Below are 26,978 nucleotides of genomic sequence, written 5' to 3'. Positions count from 1 at the left end.
TCATTTGAATTCGTAGCATTCTTACTTCCCAAGTCCATAATATTGTGTTATTTAGCGTGCGACTAGTGATAGGCATGAGCTAAGTGAGACAAGAGTGTTCTAATACCCTCTTTCTCCTTAACTCATGCTTTTTTTGTGCTCTTTTTTGGGCATGCTACACAAGGACCTAAAATTATTTTAAGAGGTGGATTTTATGTTTTTCAAAAAGAAAAAAACAATTGTATCTTTGGTTGCTCCATTAACAGGAACATCGGTGTCACTAAGTGAAGTGCCGGATCCGGCATTTGCTGAAGCGCTTCTAGGTGACGGCGTTGCTATAAAGCCAACAAATGGTGTTCTCGTGTCACCATGTGACGGTATCGTTGCACATTTGATTGATACGCATCATGCATGCATTGTCGGTCATGATTCAGGTGTAGAGGTGCTTATGCACATCGGTGTTAATACGGTGCAATTGAAAGGCGAAGGATTCAAGCCATTGATCAAGACAGGGGATGTTGTCAAGCAAGGACAGCCTTTGATCGAGTTCGATATGGCGTTTATTGAATCCAAAGGGTATCCCGTGATTACGCCTGTGATTATGGCGAACGGTGAAGTAGTCGAGCAATTGACGAAGCATACGGGGGAAGTAAAAGCAGGGGACAACACGGTTCTAGATGTTGAAGTGAAGAAGTAACAAAGCACAACCTTAAAATTTAATTTTCAGGAGGTTACGTTTCATGCTTGCATTCTTGCAAAGAATCGGTAAGTCCTTGATGCTACCGGTGGCAACGCTTCCAGCTGCAGCCATTTTACTCCGGTTCGGTAATGTCGATTACATTAAAGATTTCCATATGGGAGACTCGGTTGGGGGATTCATTAACCAATACATTGCTCCTTTCCTCGCGGCCGGCGGCTCAGCGATTTTTGATAACTTGCCGCTCATCTTCGCGATCGGGGTAGCGATCGGCTTTGCAGGCGACGCAGTTGCTGCGCTCGCTGCGGTTATTTCGCACCTTGTACTTACGAACGTTCTAACCAAAATGCCAGGAGCATTCACGTTCATCGGTAAAGATACGAAGCTCGATATGGGTGTTATCGGCGGTATTATCGCCGGGGGTATCGCAGCGTACTTCTATAACAAATACCACAACATTAAACTACCGGACTGGTTAGGATTCTTCAGCGGTAAGCGGTTCGTTCCAATTATTACATCGCTTACGATGGTTATAGTGGGTATTGTATTTGGTCTTATCTGGGGACCTGTTCAACTCGCACTTGATGATTTCGGGCGTTGGATCGTTAGCCTTGGAGCCGTAGGCGCAGGCGTATATGGTCTAGCGAACCGGTTGCTTGTACCATTCGGATTACACCATATTATCAACTCCATCGTATGGTTCCAGATAGGTGACTTTACGAACGCAGCGGGCGAAGTTGTTCGTGGTGACTTGCACCGCTTCTTCGCTGGAGACAAAACAGCAGGGATGTTCATGACAGGCTTCTTCCCAATCATGATGTTCGCACTTCCTGGTGCTGCCCTAGCGTTTATTCACACAGCAAAACCGGAGAAAAGAAAACTCGTTGCTTCTACATTCGTTGGTCTTGCTTTTGCTTCATTCTTGACAGGGATTACAGAGCCGATTGAGTTCGCATTTATGTTCATTGCGCCAGTTCTATATGTTGTGCATGCCATTCTGTCTGGTGTAGCCGGTGTCGTGATGTACATGCTTGATGTGAAGCTTGGATTCGGTTTCTCAGCCGGATTGATCGACTATTTGGTTAACTACCAGTTGTCCACGAATCCATTGCGTTTAATTCCAGTCGGTATCGTATTCTTCCTGGTGTACTACTTCTTGTTCCGTATCTTGATTGTGAAGCTGAACTTGAAGACACCTGGCCGCGAAGATGACGATGGTACAGAAACAGGAGATGCGGATGCGCCAGTAAGCGGCAAGACGCCATTGTCTGACAAGGCTGTAAAAGTTCTTAGCAATCTTGGCGGTAAAGAGAACATTGTCAGCACGGATGCATGTATCACACGCTTACGTCTTGTCGTAAAAGATGATAAGCAAGTGAACGATGCTGAACTTAAGAAATTAGGTGCAGCCGGTGTTATGCGCCTTGGCGGCGGTGCCGTTCAGGTTGTATTCGGGACCCAGTCCGAAATGTTGAAAGATGAAATCAATAAACTGTAGAATAGTGAACAAGCCACATCAGAGAAACCATACAATAGGATAAATCATGGGTGATTCCGTTAGCCTTTAGGCTTGCTGATCACCCTCGGCTTGTAAATAAAAAGAGAAAACAACATGTGGACTTAAACATAAAAGGAGTGGAACAATATGCAACAACAAACATTTACAATCAAAAACCCTACAGGTGTTCACGCAAGACCCGCTGGCGCGATCTTGAAGAAAGCAAGCCAATTTGCTTGCAAAGTTGAGATTGAGAAAGCTGACGGCACACGCGTAAGTGCTAAAGGGATGGTAGGACTTCTGAAATTGGGACTTAAACAAAACGATCAAGTGACAGTGATTACCGATGGAGACGGCGAAGTTGAAGCATTGCAAGCTGTAGGCGAAGTGCTCGAGACTGTTTTTGAATAAGCCTGAAAAGGGGAAATAGCAATGAATTTAAAAGGTATTGCTGCAGCACCTGGCTACGCAATCGGGCCTGCGTTCGTTATGAAAGACACCGGTGTCAAAATCGAGCGTAGAACATTATCGGCAGCAGAAGCAAAGGCAGAGGTCGTACGTTTCTCGGAAATTGTCAAACAAGCGATCGAACAAGTCAAAGAAATTCAAGAGCAAGCACGTATCAAGATGGGCGATGAGCAAGCTGAGATTTTCGAATCGCACATTCTTGTCCTGCATGATGATGAATTTGTAGGTCGTACCAAAGAATTGATCGAAGAGAAATCGATCAATGCGGAAGCATCCCTTGCTGAAGTGACAGAAGAGCTCGTAACCTTCTTCGAAAGTATGGATAATGAGTATATGAATGAGCGCGCAGCCGATTTCCGCGATCTCAGCAGACGACTGCTCCACCTGTTAACCGGTGTGAAGCAGACATCGTTATCGGATTTCGAAGAGCCGGTTGTCCTCATTACGGATGACTTGACGCCTTCCGATTCCGCACAATTGGACCGCGATCGTGTTGCAGGATTCGCAACGAACATCGGAGGAAGAACATCACACTCCGCGATTATGGCGAGATCGATGGAAATTCCTGCGGTTGTTGGCTTGAAGGATGTTACGGAACGTCTTCAAGACGGAGATATGGTCATTCTTGACGGTACGACAGGTGATATGATTGTGAAGCCGACGGCGGAGCAAATCGCAGAATACGAAGCGAAGAAAGTGAACTTCGAGAAGCGCAAATCCGAATTCAAGAATTATCTGAATGCAGCTTCAGTAACATCTGATGGTCATCAAGTTGAGCTTGTTGCGAACATTGGGAACCCTGGGGATGCACACAATGCGCATAAGAATGGTGCAGAAGGCATCGGTTTGTTCCGTACCGAATTTTTGTACATGGGCCGCCCGAACTTCCCGACGGAAGAAGAGCAATTCGCAGCCTATAAAGAAGTCGCTGAGACATTCGGCAAGGATCATCCCATTGTGATTCGTACGCTTGATATCGGTGGAGATAAAGAGCTTGATTATCTTGAACTGCCGAAGGAAATGAATCCATTCTTAGGTTACCGTGCGATTCGCTTGTGCTTGGATGAGCAAGAAATGTTCAAGACTCAGCTGCGTGCTATTCTTCGTGCGAGTGCTTACGGTAATGTGAAGATCATGTATCCGATGATTGCGACGATCGTTGAACTTCGTGCAGCAAATGCGATTTTGGCTGAAGTGAAGGCAGAACTCGATGCAGCAGGTGTTGCTTATAATAAAGAGCTTGAAGTTGGTATTATGATCGAAATTCCAGCAGCTGTACTCGTATCGGATCAACTCGCGAAAGAAGCGGATTTCTTCAGTATCGGTACGAATGACCTCGTGCAATATACGATGGCGGCTGACCGGATGAATGAGAAGGTATCGCATTTGACGCAACCGATGAATCCTTCGGTGCTTCGCCTAATCCGTATGGTCATCGAGAATGCACATCGAGAAGGCAAATGGGTTGGCATGTGCGGCGAGATGGCAGGGAATCCGGTCGCGGTTCCGCTCTTGCTCGGACTTGGGCTTGATGAGTTCTCAATGAGTGCAAGCTCCATATTGCCTGCACGGGTATTGATGAGCAAGATTTCCTTGGCTGATGCGAAGGAAGTAGCAGCAAAAGCTCTTGATATGCAGACGGCTGAAGAGATTGAGCGTTTTGTACAAGAATCATTCCCACAAATCGCAGAAGTATTATAAGATTTCATGATAAATAGCAGGGACATGTTGATTATGACATGTCCCTGTTTTTTTGTTAGATAAGACTTTATATATTTTCGTTCCGAAGCCAAAGCTCACTTTTTTTGGTTATTTTGCTATACTAAATGAATGGATAAGAATAGCAAGGGTAGAGAGGGGCGTTCACGATGAAGCATTCTGTATTTATTATTGAAGATGACCAAGCGATTGTGGAGATGGTCGAGAATTATTTGATCAAGGAAGGTTATACCGTTACTGTTGCTGGGGATGGGGAAGAAGGGTTAGCGAAATTCGAGCAAGCACAGGGAGAATTTGATCTAGTACTGGTGGATCTCATGATGCCTAAGGTGGATGGTATGGAAGTGATCAGGCGGATTCGGGTTCATAGTCTCGTTCCCATTCTCATTATGTCCGCGAAGGATGGCGATATTGATAAGGCGTTAGGATTAGGGTTCGGTGCTGACGATTATATTGCGAAGCCTTTCTCGATGATTGAATTGTCTGCGAGAATCAAGGCGATTATTCGGCGTGCGACCCAGTATGCGAGCATCGAGCCCAAGGCGGAGCCTGAGCAGCAGATGCTTATGATGGGCGATTTGCGGATCGATCTGAATAATTTTGCCGTCTTTAAGAATCATGAGCCGATCAAGCTGACTTCCAAAGAATTTGAAATTCTCAAGCTGTTCGCAGCGCACCCGAATCGTGTCTATACGAAGGCGCATATCTACAGCCAGGTATGGAATGACGACTACTACGGAGATGAGAATGTCATTAATGTACATATGAGCAGATTACGAGACAAAATTGAAGATAACCCGTCTGAACCGCGATATATTAAGACGTTGTGGGGCATCGGCTACAAGTGGGAAGGCGGTTAATATGATTCTAGTCCTTTCGGTTGTTATCGTCATTTTAGTCGGGATCATTTACTTTCAGTTTCACTCCCGAAGGAGCCATAGCAAGCAACTGCGGCACTTGCGTTCCGAGATCGAACGTATTTCTTCGCTTGCTACCAATGAGAAGCTACTGCTCATGACGGATGATCGCGAGCTTCAATCGTTACTCATGGAGATAAATCGGCTATTGGAGGCGCAGCACCAGATGTATTCGGACTATGCCAAAATGGAAATGTCGATGAAGAAAATGGTATCGAATATTTCACATGATCTGAAGACACCGTTAACCGTCGTACTCGGTTATATAGAAATACTTCATCTTGATCCGAATATGCAAGCGGATGAACGTCAGCGTCTATTAGATAAGGTTCATGCCAAAACCAAAGAGACACTAGTGTTAATCCATGATTTCTTCGACTTGGCCAAGCTGGAATCAGGGGATAAAGAGATTCCGATGGCAAGGATCCTGATGAATGAACGGTGCAGTACCACGGTTCTAGACTATTACGATATCCTTACCGAGCAAGGCTATCAAGTTCATATTGAGATTCCGGAGCATCCGATCTATGGATTTGGGAATGATGAGGCGCTGCATCGTGTACTTAATAATCTGATCTCGAATAGCATTCAATATGGAAATCTTGGCAAGCAGCTCGGTTTGACCCTGCGGGAAGATGACTCATCCGTCTATGTGGACATATGGGATCGGGGGAAAGGCATTGATGCGATGCATATTGATCATGTATTCGAACGCATGTATACGCTGGAAGATTCGCGTAATAAATCGTATCAAGGCAGCGGGCTGGGGCTGACGATCACCAAGCGATTAGTTGAGAGTATGGGCGGATCGATTCATCTTCGCAGCAAGCCATATGAGCTTACGGTGTTTACCGTACAATTGAAAAAGGTGAAGTACTAACTCATGGAATGATGAACGCTCACATTTCATGAGTTTTTTCTTGAGCAAGCGGGTGCACGGAATTAGCTTAAGAATTTCGTAAGATTGAAGTAAGAAAAAAGAAAATGACGTCTTGTAAGATAGAGTTATAAGAGAGAGCGAGAGGGGAAGAAGACATGGAGCATATTGTACGAACGAATCGATTAACCAAAGCTTTTCAAGGACAAGAAGTCGTCTCAAATGTCAGCATGAATATTAGGAAAGGCGAAATTTATGGTTTTCTCGGACCCAATGGTGCAGGGAAAACGACGATGATGAAGATGATGACGAATCTCGTTAAGCCCACGAGTGGTGAAATCGAGATTTTCGGGGAGAAGTTAACGCCAGATTCCTATCATTTCTTAGGGCGGATGGGGACGATTATAGAATACCCCGTATTTTATGATAAGCTTACAGCCCGCGAGAACTTGGAACTTCATTGTGATTATATGGGCTATTACAATAAGAAATCGATTGATGAAGCGTTGGAGCTCGTGAATCTAATCGATACAGGGAAGAAGAAAGTAAAGAGTTTTTCCCTCGGGATGAAACAACGTTTGGGTATCGCCCGTGCGATTACGACGAAGCCGGAGCTACTTATTTTCGACGAACCGATTAATGGGTTAGATCCATTAGGGATTAAAGAATTACGAGATGTGTTCCGCATGCTGTGCAAGGAATATGGTACGACCTTATTGATATCCAGCCATATTCTGGGCGAAATTGAACAAATTGCGGATACGATTGGCGTCATTCAGAGCGGACGATTGCTGCGGGAAATTACGATGGCCGAAATTCATGAAGAGACGACGAATTACATTGAGATTATCACATCCGACTGTAGCAAAGCAGCTTACGTATTGACCGACAAACTTCAACTGAACAATATCAAGGTGATCGATAATCAGTATGTACGGATTTATGACCAGCATATTCCGCAAAGTGAAATCACCAAGACATTGGTCCTGAACGATGTTGTGATTGACTCGATTCATAAGCGGAGCAGCTCGTTAGAGGATTACTTCATGCAAGTGCTGAACGGAGGCGGAGTACGTGATTAAATTAATGAAGCTAGAGCTACGAAAATTCAAAATCATGGGATATATTCGAGGGGCCGCTATTGCCAATGTGATTATTTTTGGGTTCATGATGCTGATGAATTACACACCAGAGATAGATGGAACGACAGTTTTTCGAGACTATAGCACCGTGTTCTCAATGATCGATGTATTTACGAGAGGGACGTTTATTATATTCGCCGCTGTCGTGCTGGGACGATTCGTTATCGATGAATTCAATAGTAAGACCATTACCGTCTTGTTCATGTACCCGATTAAACGTCAAAAAATCATTGCTGCCAAGCTTATGGTCGTTATCATTTTCACATTCATATGTATCGTGATTTCCATGGCATTCTTGAGTACGGTGTATCTCACCGTCAATTCGTTTACGCACTTTGTACCTGGGGAACTAACCATGACGCTGGTGATGCAGCAGGTCGTTAAACTTGGTTTCAATGCCCTATCTGCATGCTTTATGGCACTTATTCCGCTTTACTTCGGGATGCGTAAATATTCGCTTCCGACAACCATTGTGTCTTCTATCATCATCGTCATGTTGACCTGCTCGAATAATGGTGGTTTCAACTTGAATGACATTATTATCATTCCTATTCTACTAGCATTTGCTGGTGCGGCGATTGGATACATGGCCATTCGAAAAATCGATCAGATCGATATCAATTAAGCAAGCGAGAGGTGGGATAGATATGGGAACTTCGTATGCGAAGATCGTTGCACAATCCATGTGGATGGTGTGGGAGAATATCTTTGATGTATTTACGCGATTTCGTAGTGAATCCATCTGGCGATTTGGGATATGTAAATTAGTGATCCGAAGACATTATGGTAAAGCCATTGCATGCCACGACGGTCACCAGATCGCGAATGGGGATTGGATCGGAGAGCTTCATCTAGATAATCAACAAGTGATAGAACTTTCACGTGCCGTCGGAGCGGACCGAGCGGGCATCATGACAGCACGTATGTTGCGCCGTGGGATGAAGCAGATTAGCCATGCCATGCAGACATCACCAGAGCTTGCTAAAGTTCAAGCCATCACGGGGATTACGCTTCTCCATCGCGGGATTATTCATGGATTAGGATTCGAACAGCATCCGCTTCCATCGAAATGGGCAAAGGGATTTGCGAAGATCTATCTCAGCTACTTGCTTCGTATATTGCATCCTGAAGGGAAGCAGCGCGTGAAGCAAGCGGGGGAGAAGCTGGAGCCCAGGATGCTCGTTATTTCGAAGCAAGCGCTATTCGACCGTTGGTCTGCCAATGATAAAGATAAGGATAAGGATCTAAGAACGATTTACATTTAAACGTCATTTGTGGTTGAGGAGGGGCGCACATCATGTTAATGATAGCCTTGCAACTTGTCATACTATTTATTGTAATCTATATGCTAGCACCGTTTGTGATCACTAGAATATGCGGACTCGTCGTTGTGCGCAGAGGAAAGGCGACTCGCCAGGTGGCTTTTACCTTTGATGACGGGCCTAACCCGACGTATACACCTAGATTGCTGGATTTGCTGCAAGCACATGGGGTGAAAGCAACCTTCTTCGTACTCGGTAGCGAGGCTGAGAAATATCCGGACATCATTCAGCGAATGCACCAGGAAGGTCATCAAATCGGCATTCATAATTATACGCATACCACGAACTGGGTCATGACACCGGGCGAAGTGAAGCGGGAGCAGGTTGACATGTCGGCAGACATTGTAGAACGGATTATTGGCGAACGGCCTACGTGCTATCGGCCGCCATGGGGGATTCTGAATTTAGGCGATCTCTTCAGCTTCCGCTCGCGCAGCGGCTATCGCATCGTGCTGTGGTCGGTCATGGTCGGGGATTGGAAGCGATCCACGACGGCAGAAAGGCTGAGAAGCAAGCTGATGCGACGAATCACGCCAGGCGCTATCGTTGTATTGCATGATTCAGGCGAGACATTTGGCGCTGACGCGGATGCACCGCTGCAGATGATAGCAGGTCTGGATGCCGTACTGAAGGAAGTAAGGCTGCAGGGGTATGCCTGTGTCAGAGTAGATGAGATGCTGGATCCATACTGGCGTACGAGGTATCAGATCGGAGCCGGAGCGCCGATAATGAAGAAGTCTTATAAATCTACCATACATTAGCAGAGACATATGACAGTGTCTCTGTTTTTTTATTGAAAAAAGTAGGTTAGAATGTGCAGGGGGTAATGATCATACATGCGTCTATATAGGCAGGAGGGGGGAGAGTCACATCGAAGATGAAGAACTCGTGATGCGAATTCGGCGAGGCGATTCAGCTGCATTCCGTCAGCTGATCGACCGATATCACGGACATATATTTCAAATCGCGTATTCCGTCGTTCGTGATCGCACGGATGCAGAAGATATCGCGCAGAATGTATTCATTCAGATCCACCGGTCTCTCCCCCAATATGAGTCCAAAGGATTGAAGACATGGATATCCCGAATTGCGATGAATAAGGCAATTGATTATAAACGGAAGTTGAATCGAAGACGGGAAGACGTTGTGGAAGATGTCGAGGTAGTAGAAGGTAACCGCCCGTTCGTGGCCAGCAGTATGGAGAGCGATGTCTTATCGGAAGTTATTCACCGGGATCGCCAGGTACGAATTCGGGAACAACTCGAGCACATTCCCGAGCTGCACCGTCAAATGATCGAATCGTTTTATTTGGAGGAAAAAAGCTACGACCAAATTGCGTTGGAATGTGACATTTCGCTAAAGACGGTTGAATCTCGCTTATACCGTGCTAGACAATGGCTTCGAACCCACTGGAAGGAGGAAGATTGGCGATGAAGAAGTACAACCTGGAAGATTGGGTGGCATACATTCAAGGAACGCTGGGTGAAGAGGAACAACTTGAAATGGAAGAGCTGTTGTTGCAATCCGAAGAAGCGATGGAGCAGTATTTGCTCGCGATGGATGGGCTTGAAGGGGAGCTCCCTGAACCCAAAGATCACGATGCTTTTACAGATCGAATGATGCAGCAATTGTACGGGAAGCCAGTTCAGCATTCTCCGAAGGATAGGGTTAAGCCGCGTAGCAAGTATTGGTATGAGCATCCGATGTTCCACTATTCGATTGCGGCATCCATCACCTATATCCTATTGATAAGTGGTGTATTCCAGAACTTGTCGGGCGGATCCCATGCGCTGCTCGATCAGCCGAGCGGATCATTTACGGATTCCATTATTCAGAAAGCTTTTAGTTGGCTCGATGCCTTGAAATGATAAATCGGAAAAATTGTAAAGGAGTGGATATGCATTGCAACCATATCGTAGTAAAGGGATCGCGTTCTTCGCTAGCTTTATCCCTGGATTAGGTCATTATTATGTGGGCAAAAAGGTCAGAGCGGTCTTGTACGCGATGTTATTCTTCGGCGCGCTCGGGCTTGGCGTATTGGGGTCTATCGCGACCAGCAATGATGGACCGTTCGCAATTGGCGTGTTATCTGCATTTATTGTCGGCTGCATTAACATGCTGGAAATGATCTTTTATTTAGTGCGCACGCCGTACATTCCGAACACATACGGTGAACAATTCCTTCAGGATGCAGGTCTCGGAGGGTATGGCCCTTTTGGACCTTATGGTCCTGCGTCACCAAACCCAAGACAGGAATCAGAGCGGTTCTTCACGATTCTATTGTCCTTCGTTCCCGGGCTGGGCCATTTCTATCTTGGACTGATGCATCGCGGGTTGTCATTCCTAATTGCTTTCTTCGGATTAGGGACGATGCTGATCTTCGTGACGGCCGTTACGAACCAAGGCGGATTCGCGGTGTTCTTAGGATTATTGCCGATTATTTGGCTCTATTGTATGTTTGACGCGGTGCAAGCGGCTCACCGCAAGCAGCAAGGCGATTTGCTGCAGGATCGTACATTATTCGATGATTTTGATTCGTTCCGCGAAGACGGCAGACGCAGCAAGATGCTGGCCATGGTCTTATCGCTCCTGCCAGGAGCCGGGCATATGTACCTTGGGTTACAAAAACGCGGGCTACAGTTGATGGTGGGGTTCCTCGGCTCCATTTATATCCTTGATTTTATGCGACTGTCGTTGTTCTTCTTCTTCATCCCACTCATCTGGTGCTTCAGCTTCTTCGATACGCTGCAGCAATTGAACCGGTATAGCCGTGGAGACTTGTTACGCGATACGCCGATTGTCAGATGGCTGCCAACACATAACCGTTGGATGGGATTCGGATTAATTGTCATCGGAGCCTACTATATGTTCGATCAGATTGCACTTCCGATGCTTGAGAACTACTTCCCGAATTGGATTGTTCGCTATCAAGTGCAGCAATACTTCCAGACGCTTGTCATTGCGGTACTCTTCATTGGCGGCGGCGTGAAGCTGCTATTCGGAGGGAAAAAGCAACGGGGGATTGAGGAAATGTTCGAAGAGGATCTCGATCCTAGACCTTGATGGTTGAACGAGAAATCTCTTGAAACAATTGGCCGTGTATTGTATTGTGAAGATATTGTAAATGAAAGAACCGAATATGGGATACGGGGGCTTGAGGAGTCAGGCTGAGATTGTAGTCGTTCACCACCACTACTGACCGTTAATCTGATCTGGATAATGCCAGCGGAGAGAATCTAATCGATGAATAGGGACCTTTTCTGACCACAATAGATGGAGTTTATGTTTCAATGTAGCGAAACAGACTAATCTATTTGGCGATCAAATACCCTAGCTTATGACGTATATCATCGAATCAACTACGATCGAGACTTTTCTCACCGTCTGTGCATGCTGCCAGGCGGTTTTTTTGTTGATCTAGATCATTTAGGATGGGGAGTTGATGGTTGTGCAGGGCAAGTTGAGATTGAAGTTTTCAGACATTCTCATCACGATTTTACTCGCGTTAGTATTTGGGGTCATCTATAAGTTGTGGGGCAGCGTATACGATGTATTCAAACCTCTGTTCTTTCAAGCGGATGAGTTGGTGTACGGGATGTGGTTCATTGCGGCTACAGTTGCGTTCCTGCTAATTCGTAAACCTGGGGTAGCCTTATTGGCAGAGCTTGCGGCGGCGCATGTTTCATTATTGTTCGGTGCAGAATGGGGTATTCAGCTATTTTTATATGGACTTATTCAAGGACTATGCGCTGAAATTATTTTTGCTTTATTCCGCTATCGCAGCTATTCTGCCGGAACGGCGGCATTGGCGGGGCTCGTTGTTGCGCTTGGTTCCATGGGTGTCGATTATGTATATGGCTATATTGCGGATTACGAGCCTTGGATGTTCTTTGTGAAATATGGTCTGCGCTGCGTCAGCGGGATCGTGATTACAGGCTTATTCGCATATTACTTGGTCAGAGCGCTTGAAGCGACAGGCGTGACGAATCTAGTAAGACCTGTATCGAAATCCGAATATGATGCATTGAACAAATAGAATGAGCAGTGAAAAAGGAGAGAGACCGATGATAGACAAGGCGGAAGCAGAAGAAGTGCTTGGGGTGACAGGACTCCGACTGAAATTCCCTGGAGAGCCGAATCTACAGTTCAAGGATCTCTCCTTTTCTGTGAAAAAGGGGCAAAAGGTGCTGCTGCTCGGTCCGAGCGGATGCGGGAAATCAACGCTGCTCCAAGTGCTGTGCGGGATCATTCCTATGTCGATTGAAGTTCCGATGCAATCCGAAACCTTGCGATTGCCATCGTCTTGGGGCATGGTATTTCAAGATCCGGATACGCAGTTCGGGATGCCTTTTGTCGACGAAGAGTTAGCTTTTGTCATGGAGAATCAATGTGTGCCACGAGAGGAAATGGAGGCGCGGATGAAGCGGGTGTTGGCGGAAGTAGGGCTTCGTCTCTATGATCTCCATACGCCGATTAACAGCATGTCTCAAGGGATGAAGCAGCGTCTAGCGCTTGCGGCGGTGCTGCTCCTTGAGCCGGATGTGCTGCTGCTCGACGAACCTTCCGCGCTGCTCGATCCGGAAGGCACGGTACAAATATGGGATGCAATCCATCAGATCGCGGAGAATCGGACGCTCCTGATTGTAGAGCATAAGCTAGATCATGTGCTGGAACTTGTTGATCGGGTTGTCATGTTCGATGATCAGGGGCAGATTATCGCCGATGGCGCGCCTGAGATGTTGTTCCGTGAAGAGAAGCCTCGGTTGATCGAATATGGCATCTGGTATCCGGGCGTATGGGATGAATATGTTGTCTCATCTCGGTATCGGAATCTTATGGATAGGGTTGAATCACGCGTATTGTCCGATGCAGCACCCTTAGTTGAATTACGGAATTTTCAGGGCAAACGGGGAAAAGAAAGTCGAATATTGATTCAGCATGCAGAGATCCGATCGGGTGAGTGGATTGCATTACTTGGCGAGAACGGTGCAGGGAAAAGTACCTTACTGCTCTCCCTGATGCAATTGCTGAAGACGGAGGGCATCTATCGCTTACAAGGAAAGGATGTACAACTTCGGCGAGGGGAAGTGCTCTCGGATCAAATGGCATTCGTATTTCAGAATCCGGAGCTGCAATTCGTGACGAATTCGGTCCAGGAAGAGCTGGGCCTATCGATCGGACTGAATAAGTCAGATGCGGCCACAGCGGCAGAGGATCCTCGGGTATGTGAGATGCTGCGTCACATTCATCTGGAATCAGAACGCAATCGTCACCCGTATCAACTGTCGATGGGGCAGAAACGCAGGTTAAGCGTTGCGACGGCGCTGATTCATCAGCGTCCATTACTGCTGCTTGATGAGCCAACGTTCGGGCTCGATGCACGCAGCACATTTGCGATGCTCGAGATGATTGAAGCGTGGCGGCAGCGTGGGATGGCGATTGTGATGGTCACCCATGATCGATGGATTGCGGAGCATTTTGCTACGAGAATCTGGCGTATTACAGAAGGACTTGGCGTTGCTACGTCTGCAACGACCCGGATGAGGAGAGAGCTGGTGGGGAGCGTATGAACAACTGGTTCTCGCCGAAAAGGGTGACATGGATGCATCGCGTGAATCCGGCGATCAAGTTCCTTGTCTTTATTGGCCTGTTCATCATCATTTTATTTACGCATCGGTTGGATTTTATTCTCTATCAGTTCCTCGGGTATGCCGCCTTGTTGTTCCTAAGCAGTGGGTATACCTTGCGTAAATTAATGTTAATGACACTGCCGTTCATCTTTATTTTCGTATCGTCTTCCATGACCATGATTCTATTCGGCAAAGGGGATACCTTATGGTGGTCTTGGGGACTCTTCCGCATCACGGAGGAGAGCTTCTTCCGAGGTATTCACATCGGGTTCAAAACATTAAGTTGTGCGGCAACGGGATTGTTATTTGCGTTAACGACGCGTCCCACCCTACTGTTCTACGCGATGATGCAGCAGCTGCGCCTGCCGCCCAAATACGCCTACGCATTTATGGCTTCCTTCCGAATGCTTCCCATGCTGTGGGAAGAGCTCCAGAGTCGGCAGCAGGCCCTAGCCGTACGTGGTGTGCGCTCGGCACATTCCATTCGAGGATGGAAGGAACGGCTGCTGAATTATGCGGTTCCGCTGCTTGCGCAGAGTATTCGCCGTGCGCAGCGGGTCGCCGTCGCGATGGAATCCAAGCGGTTCGCTGCTCAGTCCAGTACAGCCACACGGACCTATTATTATAGGACATCGGTTACGAGCCGTGATGGCTTCTTCTTGGTCATCATTTTATTCATGGTGGCGGTTGCTTTTGTCGCGTCGCACGAAATTCCTTTGTTCAACGTGGGTGATGTTCGGGGGTGAACGGATCCAGTGATCGTCATATATCCCATTCGCAACTTCCTCATCGCTTCGCTATAATAAGGGTAGAGGTGAGACAGGCCATGAAGACGATATTGCTGGTCAATCAATTAACGGGCGGCTATAGCACTGGAAAGCCAGTGCTTCATGATGTGAATTTTGATGTTAAGGCAGGCGAGATGGTGGGCCTGATCGGATTGAACGGCGCGGGCAAGAGTACGACGATGAAGCATATCCTCGGCCTGATGCAGCCGCATAAGGGCGATGTTACGCTGCAAGGGAAGACATTAGCGGAAGCACCCGAAGTGTACCGCGGGTCGTTAGCATTCGTTCCTGAGACACCGATGCTCTATGAGGAACTGACCGTGAAGGAGCATCTTGAGCTGGCGGCGATGGCGTATGGCGTCGAGAAGAAGGACTATGAGGAACGCGTAGAGCATTTGTTGACACTGTTCCAGATGAACGACAAATACAATACCTTCTCCATGCATCTGTCCAAAGGGATGAAGCAGAAGGTCATGATCATGAGCGCATTTCTCGTTCATCCGCCGCTCTATATGATCGATGAGCCTTTTCTAGGACTTGATCCGCTTGGGATCAGGAACTTACTGGATTTCATGGTGGAACTGAAATCACGCGGCGCTTCGATTCTACTAAGCTCCCATATTCTATCGACGATCGAGAACTATTGTGATCGATTCATCGTGCTTCATCATGGGCGTGTGATTGCACAAGGGACGCTGGAGGAACTAAGGCAGCAGCACCGCTATCTTGGCGATACATCGCTGGAGAATATTTTCTATCAGCTCGTTAAAGGCGGGGCGTAGGATGGATCTTCAATCATTATGGCGACGGCGAAAAAGCGCCTTCTGGCAGGAAGTCTTCCCGTACTTCCGCTATGTGGGGCAGAGCGGATTTCTATTGTTTCTTGGATTTATCTTCATCGGTGGTGCTGCGGGGTATGTCGGATTTCTAGGGCGGATTCCGGCGGATTTCCCGATTCGAACGGTGAGCCTTATCGTACTGCTACCGTTTGTCCTGTGGAGCAGCTTTCGGACGTTCCTTCAGCCTGCGGACCTAGTCTATTTGCTTCGGGTAGAACCGAGGATGAAGGAGTATTTTCGAAAAAGTATCGGGTATAGCGTCAAACCGAAGCTTATCCTTTTAAGTATAGTATACGGCATTCTATGGTTGCTCTATGTTCGAGCAGACCAAGATCCGAAGCCGTTCTTGCTCTTATGGGGCGTGTTGTTGGCGCTTAATATCATGAACAGCTACGGCAGCTGGCAGGAGCGCCGCATGAGTCGGCCCGGAGCACGGTGGAGTTATCGTCTGACACGTTGGCTGATATCGATATTGTTGCTCGCCGTATGGCTGTGGCAGCCGACTTGGAAAGCAGTGATCTTCTGCTTGATTGTTATTATTACATATGTGGTTGCTCTCCGTGTGCCGCGTAAGCATGACGTACCGTGGGAATTGCTTATTGCAACAGAGCGAGATCAGCGCGGACGGTTCATGATCTTCTTGAACTGGTTCGTCGATGTGCCGTCCATGCCGCAGAAGGTGTATAAGCGTACATGGCTGAACGGACTTGGCAAGCGGATTCGTTTTCAGCAGGATTCTGCTTACGAATATTTATATCTGAAAACATTGCTGCGCAGTGATGTTCTCGGCATGGTCCTGCGTCTGACCGCGCTCGGCGTGTTGATCTTATATTGGGTGCGAAGCTCGAACTGGACACTGCCACTCTATGGCTTCATGCTGTTGATCATAGGGACACAGCTAACAGCCATTAGACGGTTCCATCGATACTCGTTCTGGGCGTCGATCTACCCAATCCCTTATCATTTCCGTAAAAAGGCGGTTGTGAGGGTCGCACGGCGGACGCATCTTGTCCTCGCGGTCATCTTATGGTTGCCATTGCTGCTAATGAGTGGGGCGTGGCCTATGGTCTTTGCTGCCCTTGTTGGTGGCATCGCGTTCGTGTATTTCTTCCAGTGGGCTTGGTCCCAGAAGAAGTGGATGGAGCATGAGGATGATGAGGATTTGTAAGAGGTACATCTTTTGAGAAAAATCGCTTTTCTTTCCCGATTGTAAGGGCAGGAAAAGCGATTTTTTTCATGAGATACATTGGGCAGTTGTTCATTGATAATAAAATTCGAATATCTCATCAACAGCTTGATGATACCCTCCTGATTTTCGAAAGGATTCCCCAATTTTTACTGCAGCTTTCTTGAAAGATGAGAGGCTTAACACATGATCTACGGCTTCACGTAGTTGATTTGCAGTCAAGCTTTGCATTTGTAATTGAATGCCTGCTCCGATATTGGCGACTTGCCCCGCAACGATCGGCTGATCCGCGCTTTGTGGGATGACAATTAGCGGGACCCCGTAATAGAGACCTTCATGGGTACTGTTCATTCCACCATGTGTAATAAATAATTTCGTGTATTGCAGTACATCCGTTTGTGGAACATAATTTTTTACGATGAAGTTTGTAGGAATTTCCCCTAAATCAGATATTTGGGCTCTATACCCAACAGACATAACAATCGTATGATCCGTGTTCCCAAATGCCTCAAAACAAAGCTTATAGAAATCCATTGCTTGGTTAAAGACTGTACCCAGTGAAATGTAAATGGGGTTACTCCCCTTGATTGCAGTAAAGTCGAAGTTTTCTTGCGTTAATCGTGAAGAGATGGATGGACCTACAAATTTATAAGTTTGGTCGAATGCTTCCCCATCAGGTTGAAATTCTTTTGTTGTATATACGATTGTAAGTGGTGCTGGATTACAAAACACTTCGTAAGGAGATTGGATCTCCACATCATATTTTTCCTTCACCATTGCCGTCAGGCTTTGAAATTTATCGTTGATGGGTTTAACGATTTCTGTAGGGACTTCAGTAGAAAATTGTTCTAACATTTTATCGAATGAATCTTTTGACTGCGCAAAAGAAGTACATGAGTTGATTGCAGGAAGCTTAAGAATATGAGCAAGTAATCGTCCACAACCAAACATAGAATCATGGAAGATGTAATCAAAATGCTCTCCTTTGATCTGTTCAAGAACGCTTGGTATGACGATATCTGACGTAAGTAAAAGACCGTTAACTCTTTCGAGTAAATAATCTCTTCCACCTGAGATAAAGGCTTTTATAAATTTTTGATCATCAAATGTCCGAACTGTTGCTCCCGTCTTCTCAATACGCTCCCGAAAAGCTTCTATACAAAAGTACACGACCTCTTCTCCACGGGAAATAAGCTCTTGTACCACTCCAATCGTTGGATTGATATGACCCTCTGATCCGCCATTAATAAATAACACACGTGCCAATTCTACCACTCCTTAGGAATACTGTTATCTAAATTGTGTAAGCGTAAGGGACACTGTCCCATACCATCGCTCGAATCAAATAATCGCATCAAGTTTATCATAGAACAATACTTGAAAATCTCAAAACTTTAATCACCATATTTTTTCGCTATAACGTTGGTTGGATTCAAGTTTTTGTTTTTGCAATTCTTCAAAGGAAAATAGACTTTGTTGGAGAATATCATAGTGACTTCACTTCCTATCGGAGTTCTAGAAAGAAATAGGAGAGCCCACGGTAGCACCAATCACACCTACTAATAACTGGTGAATATACCAAATCGGGAATTTACAGGGACTGTACTAAAGGGTAAAAGAGCCGGCGATATAAGTCTCGTCTATACTCCCCACGCAGCTGGGCTATATTTGAGTGGTCGATGCTTTCTCGTGGCCCAATCGGCCTGTTTGTTTTGCCAGGTATTCCTTCAACAGTTGTAATGTGACTTCTCTAATATCTAGGTCACCTAGTTCACCGACCAGCATACTTACTTGCAAAGCATAAGCTTTCAATGTAAGTAGACTAAACCCCTGGATTCGTTTATCTGCTTCATAAAGTCTCCATAACTCAAATTCATAATAAAACCTCCCATAAGACCTATTAATTCTAGGTTTTCATCAAATGGGAGGTTTTAATCGATTGTATTGATCTATTGGATTGAGAAATAAAGTCTTACACTGCCGCTGCTTTTATTATGCTATCGTATCCGTTCATGTAACAAAAGATTATTACAGCAGTGATAGTTCAAAATTTGATTTACATGCCGATAAACATATTTCTGCTGAAGGGACCCCAGTTCTCACCCCTATAACCTGTCATTCCCTCCAAATTAACAAAACAAGGGAGTACTGTATACATGACACCTGACATAGCATTAACCCTAAATGTTATGTTGAATCTCATATTCGAATCGTCGGCAGGTGTAATCATTCCCACATCAGGACGTATTGCGTTTGATGCCATAAGTGCGTCGCTCATTCCCACGGTTGCAATACCAGTGGGACGTTCCATGTTACTCCTAATCCAGTAATTAGAAACATTCGTTGCTGATGCTAAATCAGTCCGCTGGTCATATATAATAGAAATTTGATTTGGAGCAATTTGATTAGCCTCCAGAAGAATGGGATGAGGTATCATCTGGCGGTCGTTTTGATAAGTAATCATTATTTACCTCCACTATACAATGAAATAGTTAAATGACTATATATTGTATAGTATTTGACTTGTTTATGTTCCAATTTAAACAGTTCAGCGTTTGTGTGACTAATCTGCCCGTACATGCCGTTTTTTGTTATTGATGCACGAATTTATTATCATCCATATTTGCTTGTATAACGTCCACCCAATTTGCATTATCCATCATCTCGGAAGAATCCCCATGAAATGCCTTCATGGCTTCCTGATCATCAAGCAGCCAATATCTCATCCAAGCCGTCAAGTAACCCCTATGATTGCCACCATTACCTTCAATCGCAGTATGAGCTGCACCTTTTGCCATCCCCATCATAACAGGCGTGCTTGCGTTAGTACGATGCAAGGCTAATTGATTCGTTGATACCGGTGAGATTAGAAAATCTCGTGTACCGCCCATAATGAGAAAAGGAACGGTAATACGTGATGTATCGTACACATCTTCTGGATCACAATGCTTTAAATCCGGGAGAGCGATGGATACAACCGTCTTAATTAATGATCCACTTTTATAGTTGGTATGAGCATTAATGACCCCCGTAGATCCTTGAGAATGTCCAGCTACACCAATCTGTTCCATTTGTATTTTTTGATAAAACAAGCTGTTTGCTCGTTGGTTTTCATTTCTCAAATAATCAATAGCCTCCACAATTTCTTTGCCTGTTCCTGTTGTCTTGCTATAGGAATCGATTACAATGAATCCCCAGCTAGCAAGATGAGTTAAGAGCCCATCGTAACGATCAGGCGTGGCATCTGTTCCATTCCCCCAAAAAATAACAGGATAGGATTCGTCTCTTTGAAATGCTGGGTAGTAAATCCTAAATAAAGCCTCTCCGCTCGTACGCTTAACTTCTTCTACCTTCACAGGATAGATTCCTTGCTGTGCATACCGCTGCTCAATGCTTCCTTCTGCAAGTTCTGGTACATTAGAATGAATGATGATTTGCAAGAAAATTGTAATTGGAACTGCAACGATAAGGACTAAAGCTGACAACCATACAATCCGCTTTCGTTTTTTCAAAACCAACATGCACGTGTCCTCTAAGATAGACTATAGGTTTCTCTATCGTTTTCTCTGTTAAAATATGAAACTAAAGGGGAATACGTGAAAGATGTAGTTATGTTTCATTAAACAAGATACTAGATTGAAAAATAGATACGGAGGACCGAGAATAGCTTAGAAAATACGATTTGCTGTAAGTACAATAGACTCGAAGTTGGTCACCAAAGAGATGTAATGCTTGATACTCCGATGAAATGAGAAACGTATGCAAATATGGAATGTTACAATTTTTAGGCATAAGGAAACCGTCTTTCTGAGAAGACGGTCAATTAACATATTCACGCATAAGTGCATTCATTTATATATTTATGCATCGAAAATATAATTTACGACTGACAACTTTATTTAATGTTGAGGCGAAAGAGCATCCATTAACGCGTAAAAGTGATTGGCATCGCCTGTACGGTAGTATTCGTACCATGCGCTCAACGCCTCCTTGGACATGACGTCTAAACGCTCCATGACCTGACGCGCCAAATGCAGTCCGCCTGCCGATCCTGTCGTGATGAGTTGGCCGTCATCCACGATTTCCTCCTCTTTATAATAGAAGGCACCTTTGTAATTCGGACAGAACATGGATAAATATTCAGGGCTGTTACTCGTGTGTGGGCGCTGATCCAGAATTCCAGCTTCTGCAAGCGCGGCGGTCGCCCCGCAGATTGCAGCGACGAGACAACCACAGTCCAGCAACTGCTTGGTCTTTTCGATGACCAGTACGTTCTTCGGATCTTTCCATGAATCAGCTCCTGGCAGCAACAAAATTGCTGATGTCTCCGGCATGATACTGTCGACCGTCATATCGGGGATAATGGTCATCCCGCCCTTGGTAGTCACCGGATCTTTTGTTGCTCCAACGGTCTTGACCGGAATTCGCTCCCCCTGATGTTTAAAATATTGGCCTGAGTTCAGCTCTGCAATGACATAGCTGAGTTCCCAGTCTGCTAGTGTATCGAGCACATAGACATATGCGTTTTTCATAGTTTCTTCCCTTTCCTAATAGACTTGACGTTTCAGATAACTTTCCTATAGCTATTATAAATTTCTAATACTGACAACTGTATGTCATTGTTCCTCATTCGAAATAGAAAAGTCAAAATATTGCACAACCTTGTCAGAATCATCAACTACAGTGCAGGCCAAATTTCACTAAAGTTAGAGTATCGGATAACTGAATTCTAAATGAGGTGAAGACATGAATGAGAGTAGTAAAGGAGCAGCACGTCTGACGCGGGCTGGCGAGCGATCATTCTGGAATAATGAACGCAAAGAAGCGCTGGCGGGCTGGTTGTTTCTCGCACCGGAGTTCCTCGGCATGTTGTTTCTATACGTGTTCCCGGTTGGTTTCTCGCTCTACTTAAGCTTCTGTGATTGGAATCTTGTCGGGGGACTGGCATCAATCAAGTTCATCGGACTCGATAATTTCGTCGCCATGTTTGAGGACAAGAAGGTCCTCCTGTCGCTGAAGAACAACTTGATATACACCGTATTTACCGTTCCGATCGGGATGGCGTTATCGCTTCTGCTGGCGGTTGTGATTCATACGCGCGTATTTTTTCAGAGCTACTTCAAAGTCGCTTTCTTCATTCCCTATATTTCTTCCATTATTGCCGTTGGGGCAGTCTGGAGCGCACTCTATCATCCATCACAAGGGCCGATCAATCAGTTCCTGATGCGCCTAGGAATTAGTGATCCGCCGAAATGGCTGGCAGACACCACGTATTCGCTCCCGTCGATCATCATTATTGCGATTTGGGCGGGCATTGGGTACCAGATCATTATCTACTTGGCTGGACTGACGAACATTCCGGATGATGTGTACGAGGCGGCGAGTATTGATGGCGCTTCATCGACGCAGCAGTTCTTCAAGATTACGATGCCGCTTCTGACACCGACGACTTCGTTCCTATTTATTACCCTGTTGATCGGTTCCTTCAAAGTGTTCGACTTGGTCGCGTTCTTGACGGCAGGCGGACCCAACGACTCTTCCACGGTGCTCGTATACCGTATTTTCGAGGAAGGCTTCCGAAATTACAAAATGGGTTACGCATCTGCTCTATCGTGGCTGTTATTCGCGATTGTCGGTCTCGTGACCTTGATTACATGGAAATTCCAAAATAAAAAAGAAATCTAACCACCGTAGAGGAGGGAAACGATGCGACTCCGTAAATTCGACTGGTCCAAATGGACGATCACTATTGTTCTAGCAATCTTCTCAATCATTTTCTTAATCCCCCTCGTGTGGATGACCTCATCGGCCGGGAAGCTGGAGAAGGATGTGATGGAGTTTCCGATTCGTTGGATTCCGAAGGTGTGGAACTACGAAGGGAATTTCAAGGAAGTGTGGTCCGGCCGCGTTCCATTCTATATGTTCTACCTGAACTCGATCAAGCTGGCAAGTATCATGACGATCGTGACGATCTTTTTCTCATCGATGGCGGCGTATGCTTTCACGAAGCTGCGGTTCCGTGGGCGGAACTTAGCATTCGGCATGCTGATGATGTTCATGATCATCCCGGAGCAAGCGACGCTCGTGCCGAGATTTCTGCTTATGCGTTGGTTCCATCTGTTCAACACCCACGCCGGGCTTATTATCATGGGGATGTTCTCCATCTATTTCACATTCCTATTGCGACAGTTCATGCTAGGGGTTCATAATGATTATTTGGAAGCTGCGAAGATAGACGGTGCAGGGTATTTCATGACTTACTGGCGTATTATGCTGCCACTCTGTAAGCCGATTCTCGCAACGGTCGGGATTATTAAATTCATCTGGTCCTGGAACGATTACCAGAACCCGCTCATTTTCCTCGTGAACAAGAATCTATTCCCGATAACACTCGGGATGCAGATGTTCAAAGATGATTATGCAGACAATTTCGCAGTCATCATGATGGCGTCGCTGTCGGCGATTTTACCGCTGCTGATTGTGTTCATTATCCTTCAGAAGCAGGTCATTAAAGGCATCGCGCTAGGCGGAGTGAAGGGATAGCTTATAGTAAAAAATCTGCACAGATTAAACAAAATTGTACACAACGATGCAGCAGCATCCTGCGTATAATCGGATTTATAAATGAGATATGCATTCGAATAGAGGGGGTATTTCCTTGAAGAAGAGATCTTGGCTCAAACTTGGAAGTCTATTAATGGCCGTAGCGATGTTCACGGGTTGCGGCAGTACAGCATCGAATGAATCTGCACCTCAAACCGATACACCGAAGACAGAGACACAGACAGAACCGGCAAAATCCGATGAGCAAGTGACATTGAAGTATTATAACTGGGATAACGAGACGATGGGTGCTACGACATCTTCCTTGATTCAGCAGTTCGAAGCGGAGAATCCGAACATCAAGGTTGAATCGATTCCACTTGTACCGGGGAACTCGACCGAGACGATGAAGAAGCTCGACATTATGATCTCTTCCGGCGATCAAGTGGACTTGATGTTATTCCCGAACCTTGAAGAGACGATGGCTCGTGCATCGCAAGGGGTTCTTGCATCGCTGGATGATTTCTATGCGAAAGATAACATAAACCCGGATGAAGAGTATTATGTCAATCCGAAATACCAAGGCAAGAGCTATGCAGCGATGAATCAACGTGGTTTGTGGTTCATTATGCTGAATAAAGACATGCTCGACGCTGCCGGGTTACCCGTTCCGACAATGGGTTGGACATGGGATGACTTTCGGGAATATGCGAAGAAGTTGACGAAGGGCGAAGGCAATGACAAGGTGTACGGTACGTACTTCCATGGCTGGGGTGATTATGCGAATCCGATTTTGTTCAATGAACGCAAAAATCCATTCCAAAAAGAAGATCTAACACCGCAATTCGATGATCCGTCCATGAAATACTTCTTCGAACTTCGCCGTACGATGGAGAAGGATGACAAATCCGTGAAGCCTTATGCAGACGTCATCGGTGCAAAGCTAGCTTACCGCACGGAATTCTTCAATGAGAAAGCGGCGATGCTGACAACAGGTACATGGATGGTCGCAGATACGGCGAACATCGAACAATATCCGCACAAGTTCAAGACGGCATTTGCGCCGGTTCCGCGTTCATCTAAGGATGCCGAAGAAGGACTCACAAGCATCGGTGGTCAATACATCTCGATTAGTGAGAATTCGAAATATAAAGATGCAGCTTACAAATTCATTCGTTTCGTAACAACGAATACATCGGATGCGAAGAAGGAATTATCCGGATGGAAGAAGGCCGATGATAAGAAAATTATTGAAGGTACGATTGCAGCTCATCCAGAGTTGTTCGATAAAGAATCCTTATTCAATGCCTTGTTCGATCCGAAAATCAAATCGCCAGGCGCTTCCGAAGTGGCCGTAGCCTACGGTTCTCAGCTTAAGAAGGTCCTCGAAGACGGCTTCAGTCAATTCATCCTAGACAACACTACGGCTGAAGATGCGATGAAGATAATGATGGAGCAAGCGAATAAAATTATTAAAGATAACACGAAGTAATAGATCGTACTGTATAGTTCTAGTACAAGGGAGAAGGGGCGCATCGAGCCGCCCTTTTTCCACATGATTTGCCCTTTCTATGTTTATATTTTTCGTAGAAATAATAGAAAAAATATGCCATAATATCCCCGAGAAGGGGGACTGCGATGTTCCAACTAACTTACTACCAACGCATTCAAGTTTCCTTTGTTATCTTTATTCTCCTGCCGATTATCGTCGTATCTTATCTAACGTATACCGTGATTGAGAAGACGATGACGGAGAAGATTCAATTATCGAATCAAGCAGTCACGAATATTATTGCCAAGGATATATCGAAGATGGTCGAGGACTTGACGTTCACGACGGACTTTTTCCTCCAAGATTCGAATGCTAGAAAAGATATGCGAGGCTTCGGATCGACCAAGCGAATCAGCAATTATCAAGAATATCAGAATTACACGGAAATCAGCGATTTATTCGAGGTCTTAACGAACAAGAATAAGTCGTTCAATACGAGCTTTCGCATGTTCTATGTGAATAATGTCGGGTTCATTATCCCATCAACGAATCTATTAGATCTCGGTACGGGACTGGGCGAATTACAAGCGCAGTGGAGTGATCAGCTGCGGACCCGCGTCAATAAATCGCTTATTAATAAAGTGCAATGGATCGGTCTCGCAACGCCGCCTGCTGGTACAGCTGGGGACAATTATTATTACATGGCACGTGCACTGTACGATATTCGGGATGGAGCACAGCTAGGAACCTTGTATATTGGAATTTCAGAACGTTACTTCAATAAATTGTTCGAAAGCGCTCGCATTGGCGGCATATCGCTGTATGATACCGAGGGGAAATTAATTGCGGGCAAGGCGGAAATCCCTTATACCCTGAAGCCGAGAAGCTCTGAAATTCGCAGTGAAGTCATCATTGAAAAGGTTGGTTGGAAGCTGGTTTACGATATGCCCAAAGAGGAGCTAGTCGGACAGATCACTGGAACCTTCTATACGATGATTATGGCAATTCTCGCATTCTCGGTAGTGTTCCTCATCGTCTCGGTGATCGTCGCGAAGAAGCTGTATCTGCCAATTCGCAAGCTGCAGCGGGTTGCTCGGCAATTTGGTGAAGGCAATCATGCGATACAATTTCCGGCAGAAGGCAAAGATGAGATCGCACTGCTCGGTCTTACGCTGAATCAGATGCTGGAGCAGATCAAGCAGCTCATCGTAGATATTGAACAAGAACAAGAACAGAAGCGGAGACTCGAGCTGCAAGCGCTATTCGCTCAGATTCGTCCGCATTTTCTGCTCAATACCCTGAATTCTATTAAATGTAATCTCATGCTGGTTGATGACCCATTCCATAGTCAGAAAATCAGTTCATTAATGCGGTTACTCCGGGCATATATGAAGATTGATCAGCCTTCAACCTTGCAAAGCGAAGGTGATTTATTATCGGCCTATGTCGATATTATGACGATGCGACGTGAAATTCCTTTATCCATATCCGTGGATATTCCAATGGCACTCAGTTCTTTTGAAATGCCCAAATTACTGCTGCAGCCGCTTGTAGAGAATGCCATTCTACACGGTTCGTGGGACAGTGATGTGCAAGCACATATTGAAGTCAACGCACGACAGCAGGACGGGATGGTAGAGATCCAGATCCGGGATAATGGGAACGGCATGGGACAGGATCGATACGATGCCATACACCACATGCTGGAAGAAGGAAGTCTGGCGCAGCCCATATCGAGCAGCGGTGTAGGACTAGTGAACGTAAGAGAACGTATACGATTAACCTATGGGCCGAATGCTTCGATCCGTTTGATCCCGAACACACCTAGCGGGGTCATTGTCATTATGCAATTGCCTATAAGCACGATAAATCCATCATAAA

At 45.8% G+C, this 26,978-nt stretch carries 25 protein-coding genes, 2 pseudogenes and 1 riboswitch; of the genes and pseudogenes, 23 read left to right on the top strand and 4 right to left on the bottom strand.

The window, feature by feature from the left end; translation table 11 throughout:
* Nucleotides 1-193 precede the first annotated feature (193 nt).
* The 19 genes and pseudogenes from AC3WU2_RS25170 to AC3WU2_RS25080 all read left to right on the top strand — a co-directional run bounded on the left by AC3WU2_RS25170 (nt 194) and on the right by AC3WU2_RS25080 (nt 17,044).
* Nucleotides 194-676: a PTS sugar transporter subunit IIA gene (locus AC3WU2_RS25170; RefSeq protein ID WP_492457727.1), complete on the top strand. Its 483-nt coding sequence runs from the start codon at nt 194-196 to the stop codon at nt 674-676.
* Nucleotides 677-719: 43 nt separating this feature from the next.
* Nucleotides 720-2,174, top strand: coding sequence for an N-acetylglucosamine-specific PTS transporter subunit IIBC (gene nagE, locus AC3WU2_RS25165; protein ID WP_492457726.1), 1,455 nt, complete (start codon nt 720-722; stop codon nt 2,172-2,174).
* A gap of 147 nt (nt 2,175-2,321) precedes the next feature.
* Entirely contained in the window at nt 2,322-2,585 is a 264-nt protein-coding gene (locus AC3WU2_RS25160; protein WP_152396886.1) for an HPr family phosphocarrier protein, read from the top strand.
* Between the two features lie 15 nt (nt 2,586-2,600).
* Nucleotides 2,601-4,343: a phosphoenolpyruvate--protein phosphotransferase gene (gene ptsP / locus AC3WU2_RS25155; RefSeq protein WP_492457763.1), complete on the top strand. Its 1,743-nt coding sequence runs from the start codon at nt 2,601-2,603 to the stop codon at nt 4,341-4,343.
* A 167-nt stretch (nt 4,344-4,510) separates the two neighbouring features.
* Complete coding sequence (locus AC3WU2_RS25150; RefSeq protein ID WP_492457725.1) at nt 4,511-5,221, top strand: response regulator transcription factor; 711 nt, start codon at nt 4,511-4,513, stop codon at nt 5,219-5,221.
* Between the two features lies 1 nt (nt 5,222).
* On the top strand, nt 5,223-6,158 hold the full coding sequence (locus AC3WU2_RS25145; protein WP_492457724.1) for a HAMP domain-containing histidine kinase: 936 nt from the start codon (nt 5,223-5,225) through the stop codon (nt 6,156-6,158).
* 155 nt (nt 6,159-6,313) lie between these two features.
* A complete protein-coding gene (locus AC3WU2_RS25140) occupies nt 6,314-7,237 on the top strand; it encodes an ABC transporter ATP-binding protein (RefSeq protein ID WP_492457723.1) in 924 nt (307 codons plus the stop codon).
* A complete protein-coding gene (locus AC3WU2_RS25135) occupies nt 7,230-7,922 on the top strand; it encodes an ABC transporter permease (protein WP_492457722.1) in 693 nt (230 codons plus the stop codon). The genes AC3WU2_RS25140 and AC3WU2_RS25135 overlap by 8 nt, the downstream gene beginning before the upstream one ends.
* Before the next feature lie 22 nt (nt 7,923-7,944).
* Entirely contained in the window at nt 7,945-8,562 is a 618-nt protein-coding gene (locus AC3WU2_RS25130; RefSeq protein ID WP_492457721.1) for a YkoP family protein, read from the top strand.
* Between the two features lie 32 nt (nt 8,563-8,594).
* Nucleotides 8,595-9,380: a polysaccharide deacetylase family protein gene (locus AC3WU2_RS25125; RefSeq protein ID WP_492457720.1), complete on the top strand. Its 786-nt coding sequence runs from the start codon at nt 8,595-8,597 to the stop codon at nt 9,378-9,380.
* A gap of 130 nt (nt 9,381-9,510) precedes the next feature.
* On the top strand, nt 9,511-10,053 hold the full coding sequence (locus AC3WU2_RS25120; protein ID WP_492457762.1) for an RNA polymerase sigma factor: 543 nt from the start codon (nt 9,511-9,513) through the stop codon (nt 10,051-10,053).
* A complete protein-coding gene (locus AC3WU2_RS25115) occupies nt 10,050-10,487 on the top strand; it encodes a hypothetical protein (RefSeq protein ID WP_492457719.1) in 438 nt (145 codons plus the stop codon). The genes AC3WU2_RS25120 and AC3WU2_RS25115 overlap by 4 nt, the downstream gene beginning before the upstream one ends.
* A 34-nt stretch (nt 10,488-10,521) precedes the next feature.
* On the top strand, nt 10,522-11,682 hold the full coding sequence (locus tag AC3WU2_RS25110; RefSeq protein WP_492457718.1) for a hypothetical protein: 1,161 nt from the start codon (nt 10,522-10,524) through the stop codon (nt 11,680-11,682).
* Nucleotides 11,683-11,755: 73 nt separating this feature from the next.
* A riboswitch (TPP riboswitch) is annotated at nt 11,756-11,870 on the top strand.
* 191 nt (nt 11,871-12,061) lie between these two features.
* Nucleotides 12,062-12,436: pseudogene (locus AC3WU2_RS25105) on the top strand (ECF transporter S component); the annotation flags it as partial.
* Nucleotides 12,437-12,547, top strand: a pseudogene (locus AC3WU2_RS25100) (ECF transporter S component); the annotation flags it as partial. It abuts the pseudogene before it with no gap.
* A gap of 136 nt (nt 12,548-12,683) precedes the next feature.
* Nucleotides 12,684-14,189, top strand: a complete 1,506-nt coding sequence (locus AC3WU2_RS25095) for an ABC transporter ATP-binding protein (protein WP_492457717.1) — start codon at nt 12,684-12,686, stop codon at nt 14,187-14,189.
* Nucleotides 14,186-14,995, top strand: coding sequence for an energy-coupling factor transporter transmembrane component T family protein (locus tag AC3WU2_RS25090; RefSeq protein WP_492457716.1), 810 nt, complete (start codon nt 14,186-14,188; stop codon nt 14,993-14,995). The genes AC3WU2_RS25095 and AC3WU2_RS25090 overlap by 4 nt, the downstream gene beginning before the upstream one ends.
* An 80-nt stretch (nt 14,996-15,075) precedes the next feature.
* Nucleotides 15,076-15,819, top strand: coding sequence for an ABC transporter ATP-binding protein (locus AC3WU2_RS25085; protein WP_492457715.1), 744 nt, complete (start codon nt 15,076-15,078; stop codon nt 15,817-15,819).
* A gap of 1 nt (nt 15,820) precedes the next feature.
* Nucleotides 15,821-17,044: an ABC transporter permease gene (locus tag AC3WU2_RS25080; protein WP_492457714.1), complete on the top strand. Its 1,224-nt coding sequence runs from the start codon at nt 15,821-15,823 to the stop codon at nt 17,042-17,044.
* A gap of 90 nt (nt 17,045-17,134) precedes the next feature.
* Here AC3WU2_RS25080 and AC3WU2_RS25075 read toward each other — a convergent pair whose 3' ends face one another.
* From AC3WU2_RS25075 to AC3WU2_RS25060, 4 genes are all read right to left on the bottom strand, one after another.
* On the bottom strand, nt 17,135-18,328 hold the full coding sequence (locus AC3WU2_RS25075) for a macrolide family glycosyltransferase (RefSeq protein WP_492457713.1): 1,194 nt from the start codon (nt 18,326-18,328) through the stop codon (nt 17,135-17,137).
* A 790-nt stretch (nt 18,329-19,118) separates the two neighbouring features.
* The gene (locus AC3WU2_RS25070) at nt 19,119-19,526 is read right to left on the bottom strand and encodes a hypothetical protein (protein ID WP_492457712.1); all 408 of its coding nucleotides are present in this window, start codon (nt 19,524-19,526) and stop codon (nt 19,119-19,121) included.
* A gap of 127 nt (nt 19,527-19,653) precedes the next feature.
* On the bottom strand, nt 19,654-20,583 hold the full coding sequence (locus AC3WU2_RS25065) for a poly(ethylene terephthalate) hydrolase family protein (protein WP_492457711.1): 930 nt from the start codon (nt 20,581-20,583) through the stop codon (nt 19,654-19,656).
* Between the two features lie 378 nt (nt 20,584-20,961).
* A complete protein-coding gene (locus tag AC3WU2_RS25060; RefSeq protein WP_492457710.1) occupies nt 20,962-21,594 on the bottom strand; it encodes a DJ-1/PfpI family protein in 633 nt (210 codons plus the stop codon).
* A gap of 214 nt (nt 21,595-21,808) precedes the next feature.
* Here AC3WU2_RS25060 and AC3WU2_RS25055 point away from each other — a divergent pair, with 214 nt between their 5' ends.
* From AC3WU2_RS25055 to AC3WU2_RS25040, 4 genes are all read left to right on the top strand, one after another.
* On the top strand, nt 21,809-22,747 hold the full coding sequence (locus tag AC3WU2_RS25055) for a carbohydrate ABC transporter permease (RefSeq protein ID WP_018759230.1): 939 nt from the start codon (nt 21,809-21,811) through the stop codon (nt 22,745-22,747).
* 21 nt (nt 22,748-22,768) lie between these two features.
* Nucleotides 22,769-23,605, top strand: a complete 837-nt coding sequence (locus AC3WU2_RS25050; RefSeq protein WP_492457709.1) for a carbohydrate ABC transporter permease — start codon at nt 22,769-22,771, stop codon at nt 23,603-23,605.
* Between the two features lie 115 nt (nt 23,606-23,720).
* Nucleotides 23,721-25,097 (top strand): ABC transporter substrate-binding protein, encoded by a 1,377-nt coding sequence (locus AC3WU2_RS25045; protein WP_492457708.1) that lies wholly within the window; start codon nt 23,721-23,723, stop codon nt 25,095-25,097.
* 146 nt (nt 25,098-25,243) lie between these two features.
* Nucleotides 25,244-26,977 (top strand): sensor histidine kinase, encoded by a 1,734-nt coding sequence (locus AC3WU2_RS25040; protein WP_492457707.1) that lies wholly within the window; start codon nt 25,244-25,246, stop codon nt 26,975-26,977.
* The last annotated feature ends 1 nt before the right edge of the window (nt 26,978 follow it).

The organism is Paenibacillus sp. EB106-05-06-XG162 (assembly GCF_058791655.1).
Note: the sequence above shows the minus strand (reverse complement) of the source record. Positions and strands in the feature narration are given on the sequence as shown.

Bases quoted from the DNA above. Each gene is read 5' to 3' on its own strand.
- AC3WU2_RS25040 (WP_492457707.1), top strand. From the start codon at position 25,244: ATGTTCCAACTAACTTACTACCAACGCATTCAAGTTTCCTTTGTTATC.
- AC3WU2_RS25095 (WP_492457717.1), top strand. From the start codon at position 12,684: ATGATAGACAAGGCGGAAGCAGAAGAAGTGCTTGGGGTGACAGGACTC.
- AC3WU2_RS25145 (WP_492457724.1), top strand. From the start codon at position 5,223: ATGATTCTAGTCCTTTCGGTTGTTATCGTCATTTTAGTCGGGATCATT.
- AC3WU2_RS25050 (WP_492457709.1), top strand. From the start codon at position 22,769: ATGCGACTCCGTAAATTCGACTGGTCCAAATGGACGATCACTATTGTT.
- AC3WU2_RS25115 (WP_492457719.1), top strand. From the start codon at position 10,050: ATGAAGAAGTACAACCTGGAAGATTGGGTGGCATACATTCAAGGAACG.
- AC3WU2_RS25125 (WP_492457720.1), top strand. From the start codon at position 8,595: ATGTTAATGATAGCCTTGCAACTTGTCATACTATTTATTGTAATCTAT.
- AC3WU2_RS25090 (WP_492457716.1), top strand. From the start codon at position 14,186: ATGAACAACTGGTTCTCGCCGAAAAGGGTGACATGGATGCATCGCGTG.
- AC3WU2_RS25060 (WP_492457710.1), bottom strand. From the start codon at position 21,594: ATGAAAAACGCATATGTCTATGTGCTCGATACACTAGCAGACTGGGAA.
- nagE (WP_492457726.1), top strand. From the start codon at position 720: ATGCTTGCATTCTTGCAAAGAATCGGTAAGTCCTTGATGCTACCGGTG.
- AC3WU2_RS25170 (WP_492457727.1), top strand. From the start codon at position 194: ATGTTTTTCAAAAAGAAAAAAACAATTGTATCTTTGGTTGCTCCATTA.
- AC3WU2_RS25065 (WP_492457711.1), bottom strand. From the start codon at position 20,583: ATGTTGGTTTTGAAAAAACGAAAGCGGATTGTATGGTTGTCAGCTTTA.
- AC3WU2_RS25085 (WP_492457715.1), top strand. From the start codon at position 15,076: ATGAAGACGATATTGCTGGTCAATCAATTAACGGGCGGCTATAGCACT.
- AC3WU2_RS25140 (WP_492457723.1), top strand. From the start codon at position 6,314: ATGGAGCATATTGTACGAACGAATCGATTAACCAAAGCTTTTCAAGGA.
- AC3WU2_RS25160 (WP_152396886.1), top strand. From the start codon at position 2,322: ATGCAACAACAAACATTTACAATCAAAAACCCTACAGGTGTTCACGCA.
- AC3WU2_RS25055 (WP_018759230.1), top strand. From the start codon at position 21,809: ATGAATGAGAGTAGTAAAGGAGCAGCACGTCTGACGCGGGCTGGCGAG.
- AC3WU2_RS25070 (WP_492457712.1), bottom strand. From the start codon at position 19,526: ATGATTACTTATCAAAACGACCGCCAGATGATACCTCATCCCATTCTT.
- AC3WU2_RS25150 (WP_492457725.1), top strand. From the start codon at position 4,511: ATGAAGCATTCTGTATTTATTATTGAAGATGACCAAGCGATTGTGGAG.
- AC3WU2_RS25080 (WP_492457714.1), top strand. From the start codon at position 15,821: ATGGATCTTCAATCATTATGGCGACGGCGAAAAAGCGCCTTCTGGCAG.
- AC3WU2_RS25120 (WP_492457762.1), top strand. From the start codon at position 9,511: ATGCGAATTCGGCGAGGCGATTCAGCTGCATTCCGTCAGCTGATCGAC.
- AC3WU2_RS25130 (WP_492457721.1), top strand. From the start codon at position 7,945: ATGGGAACTTCGTATGCGAAGATCGTTGCACAATCCATGTGGATGGTG.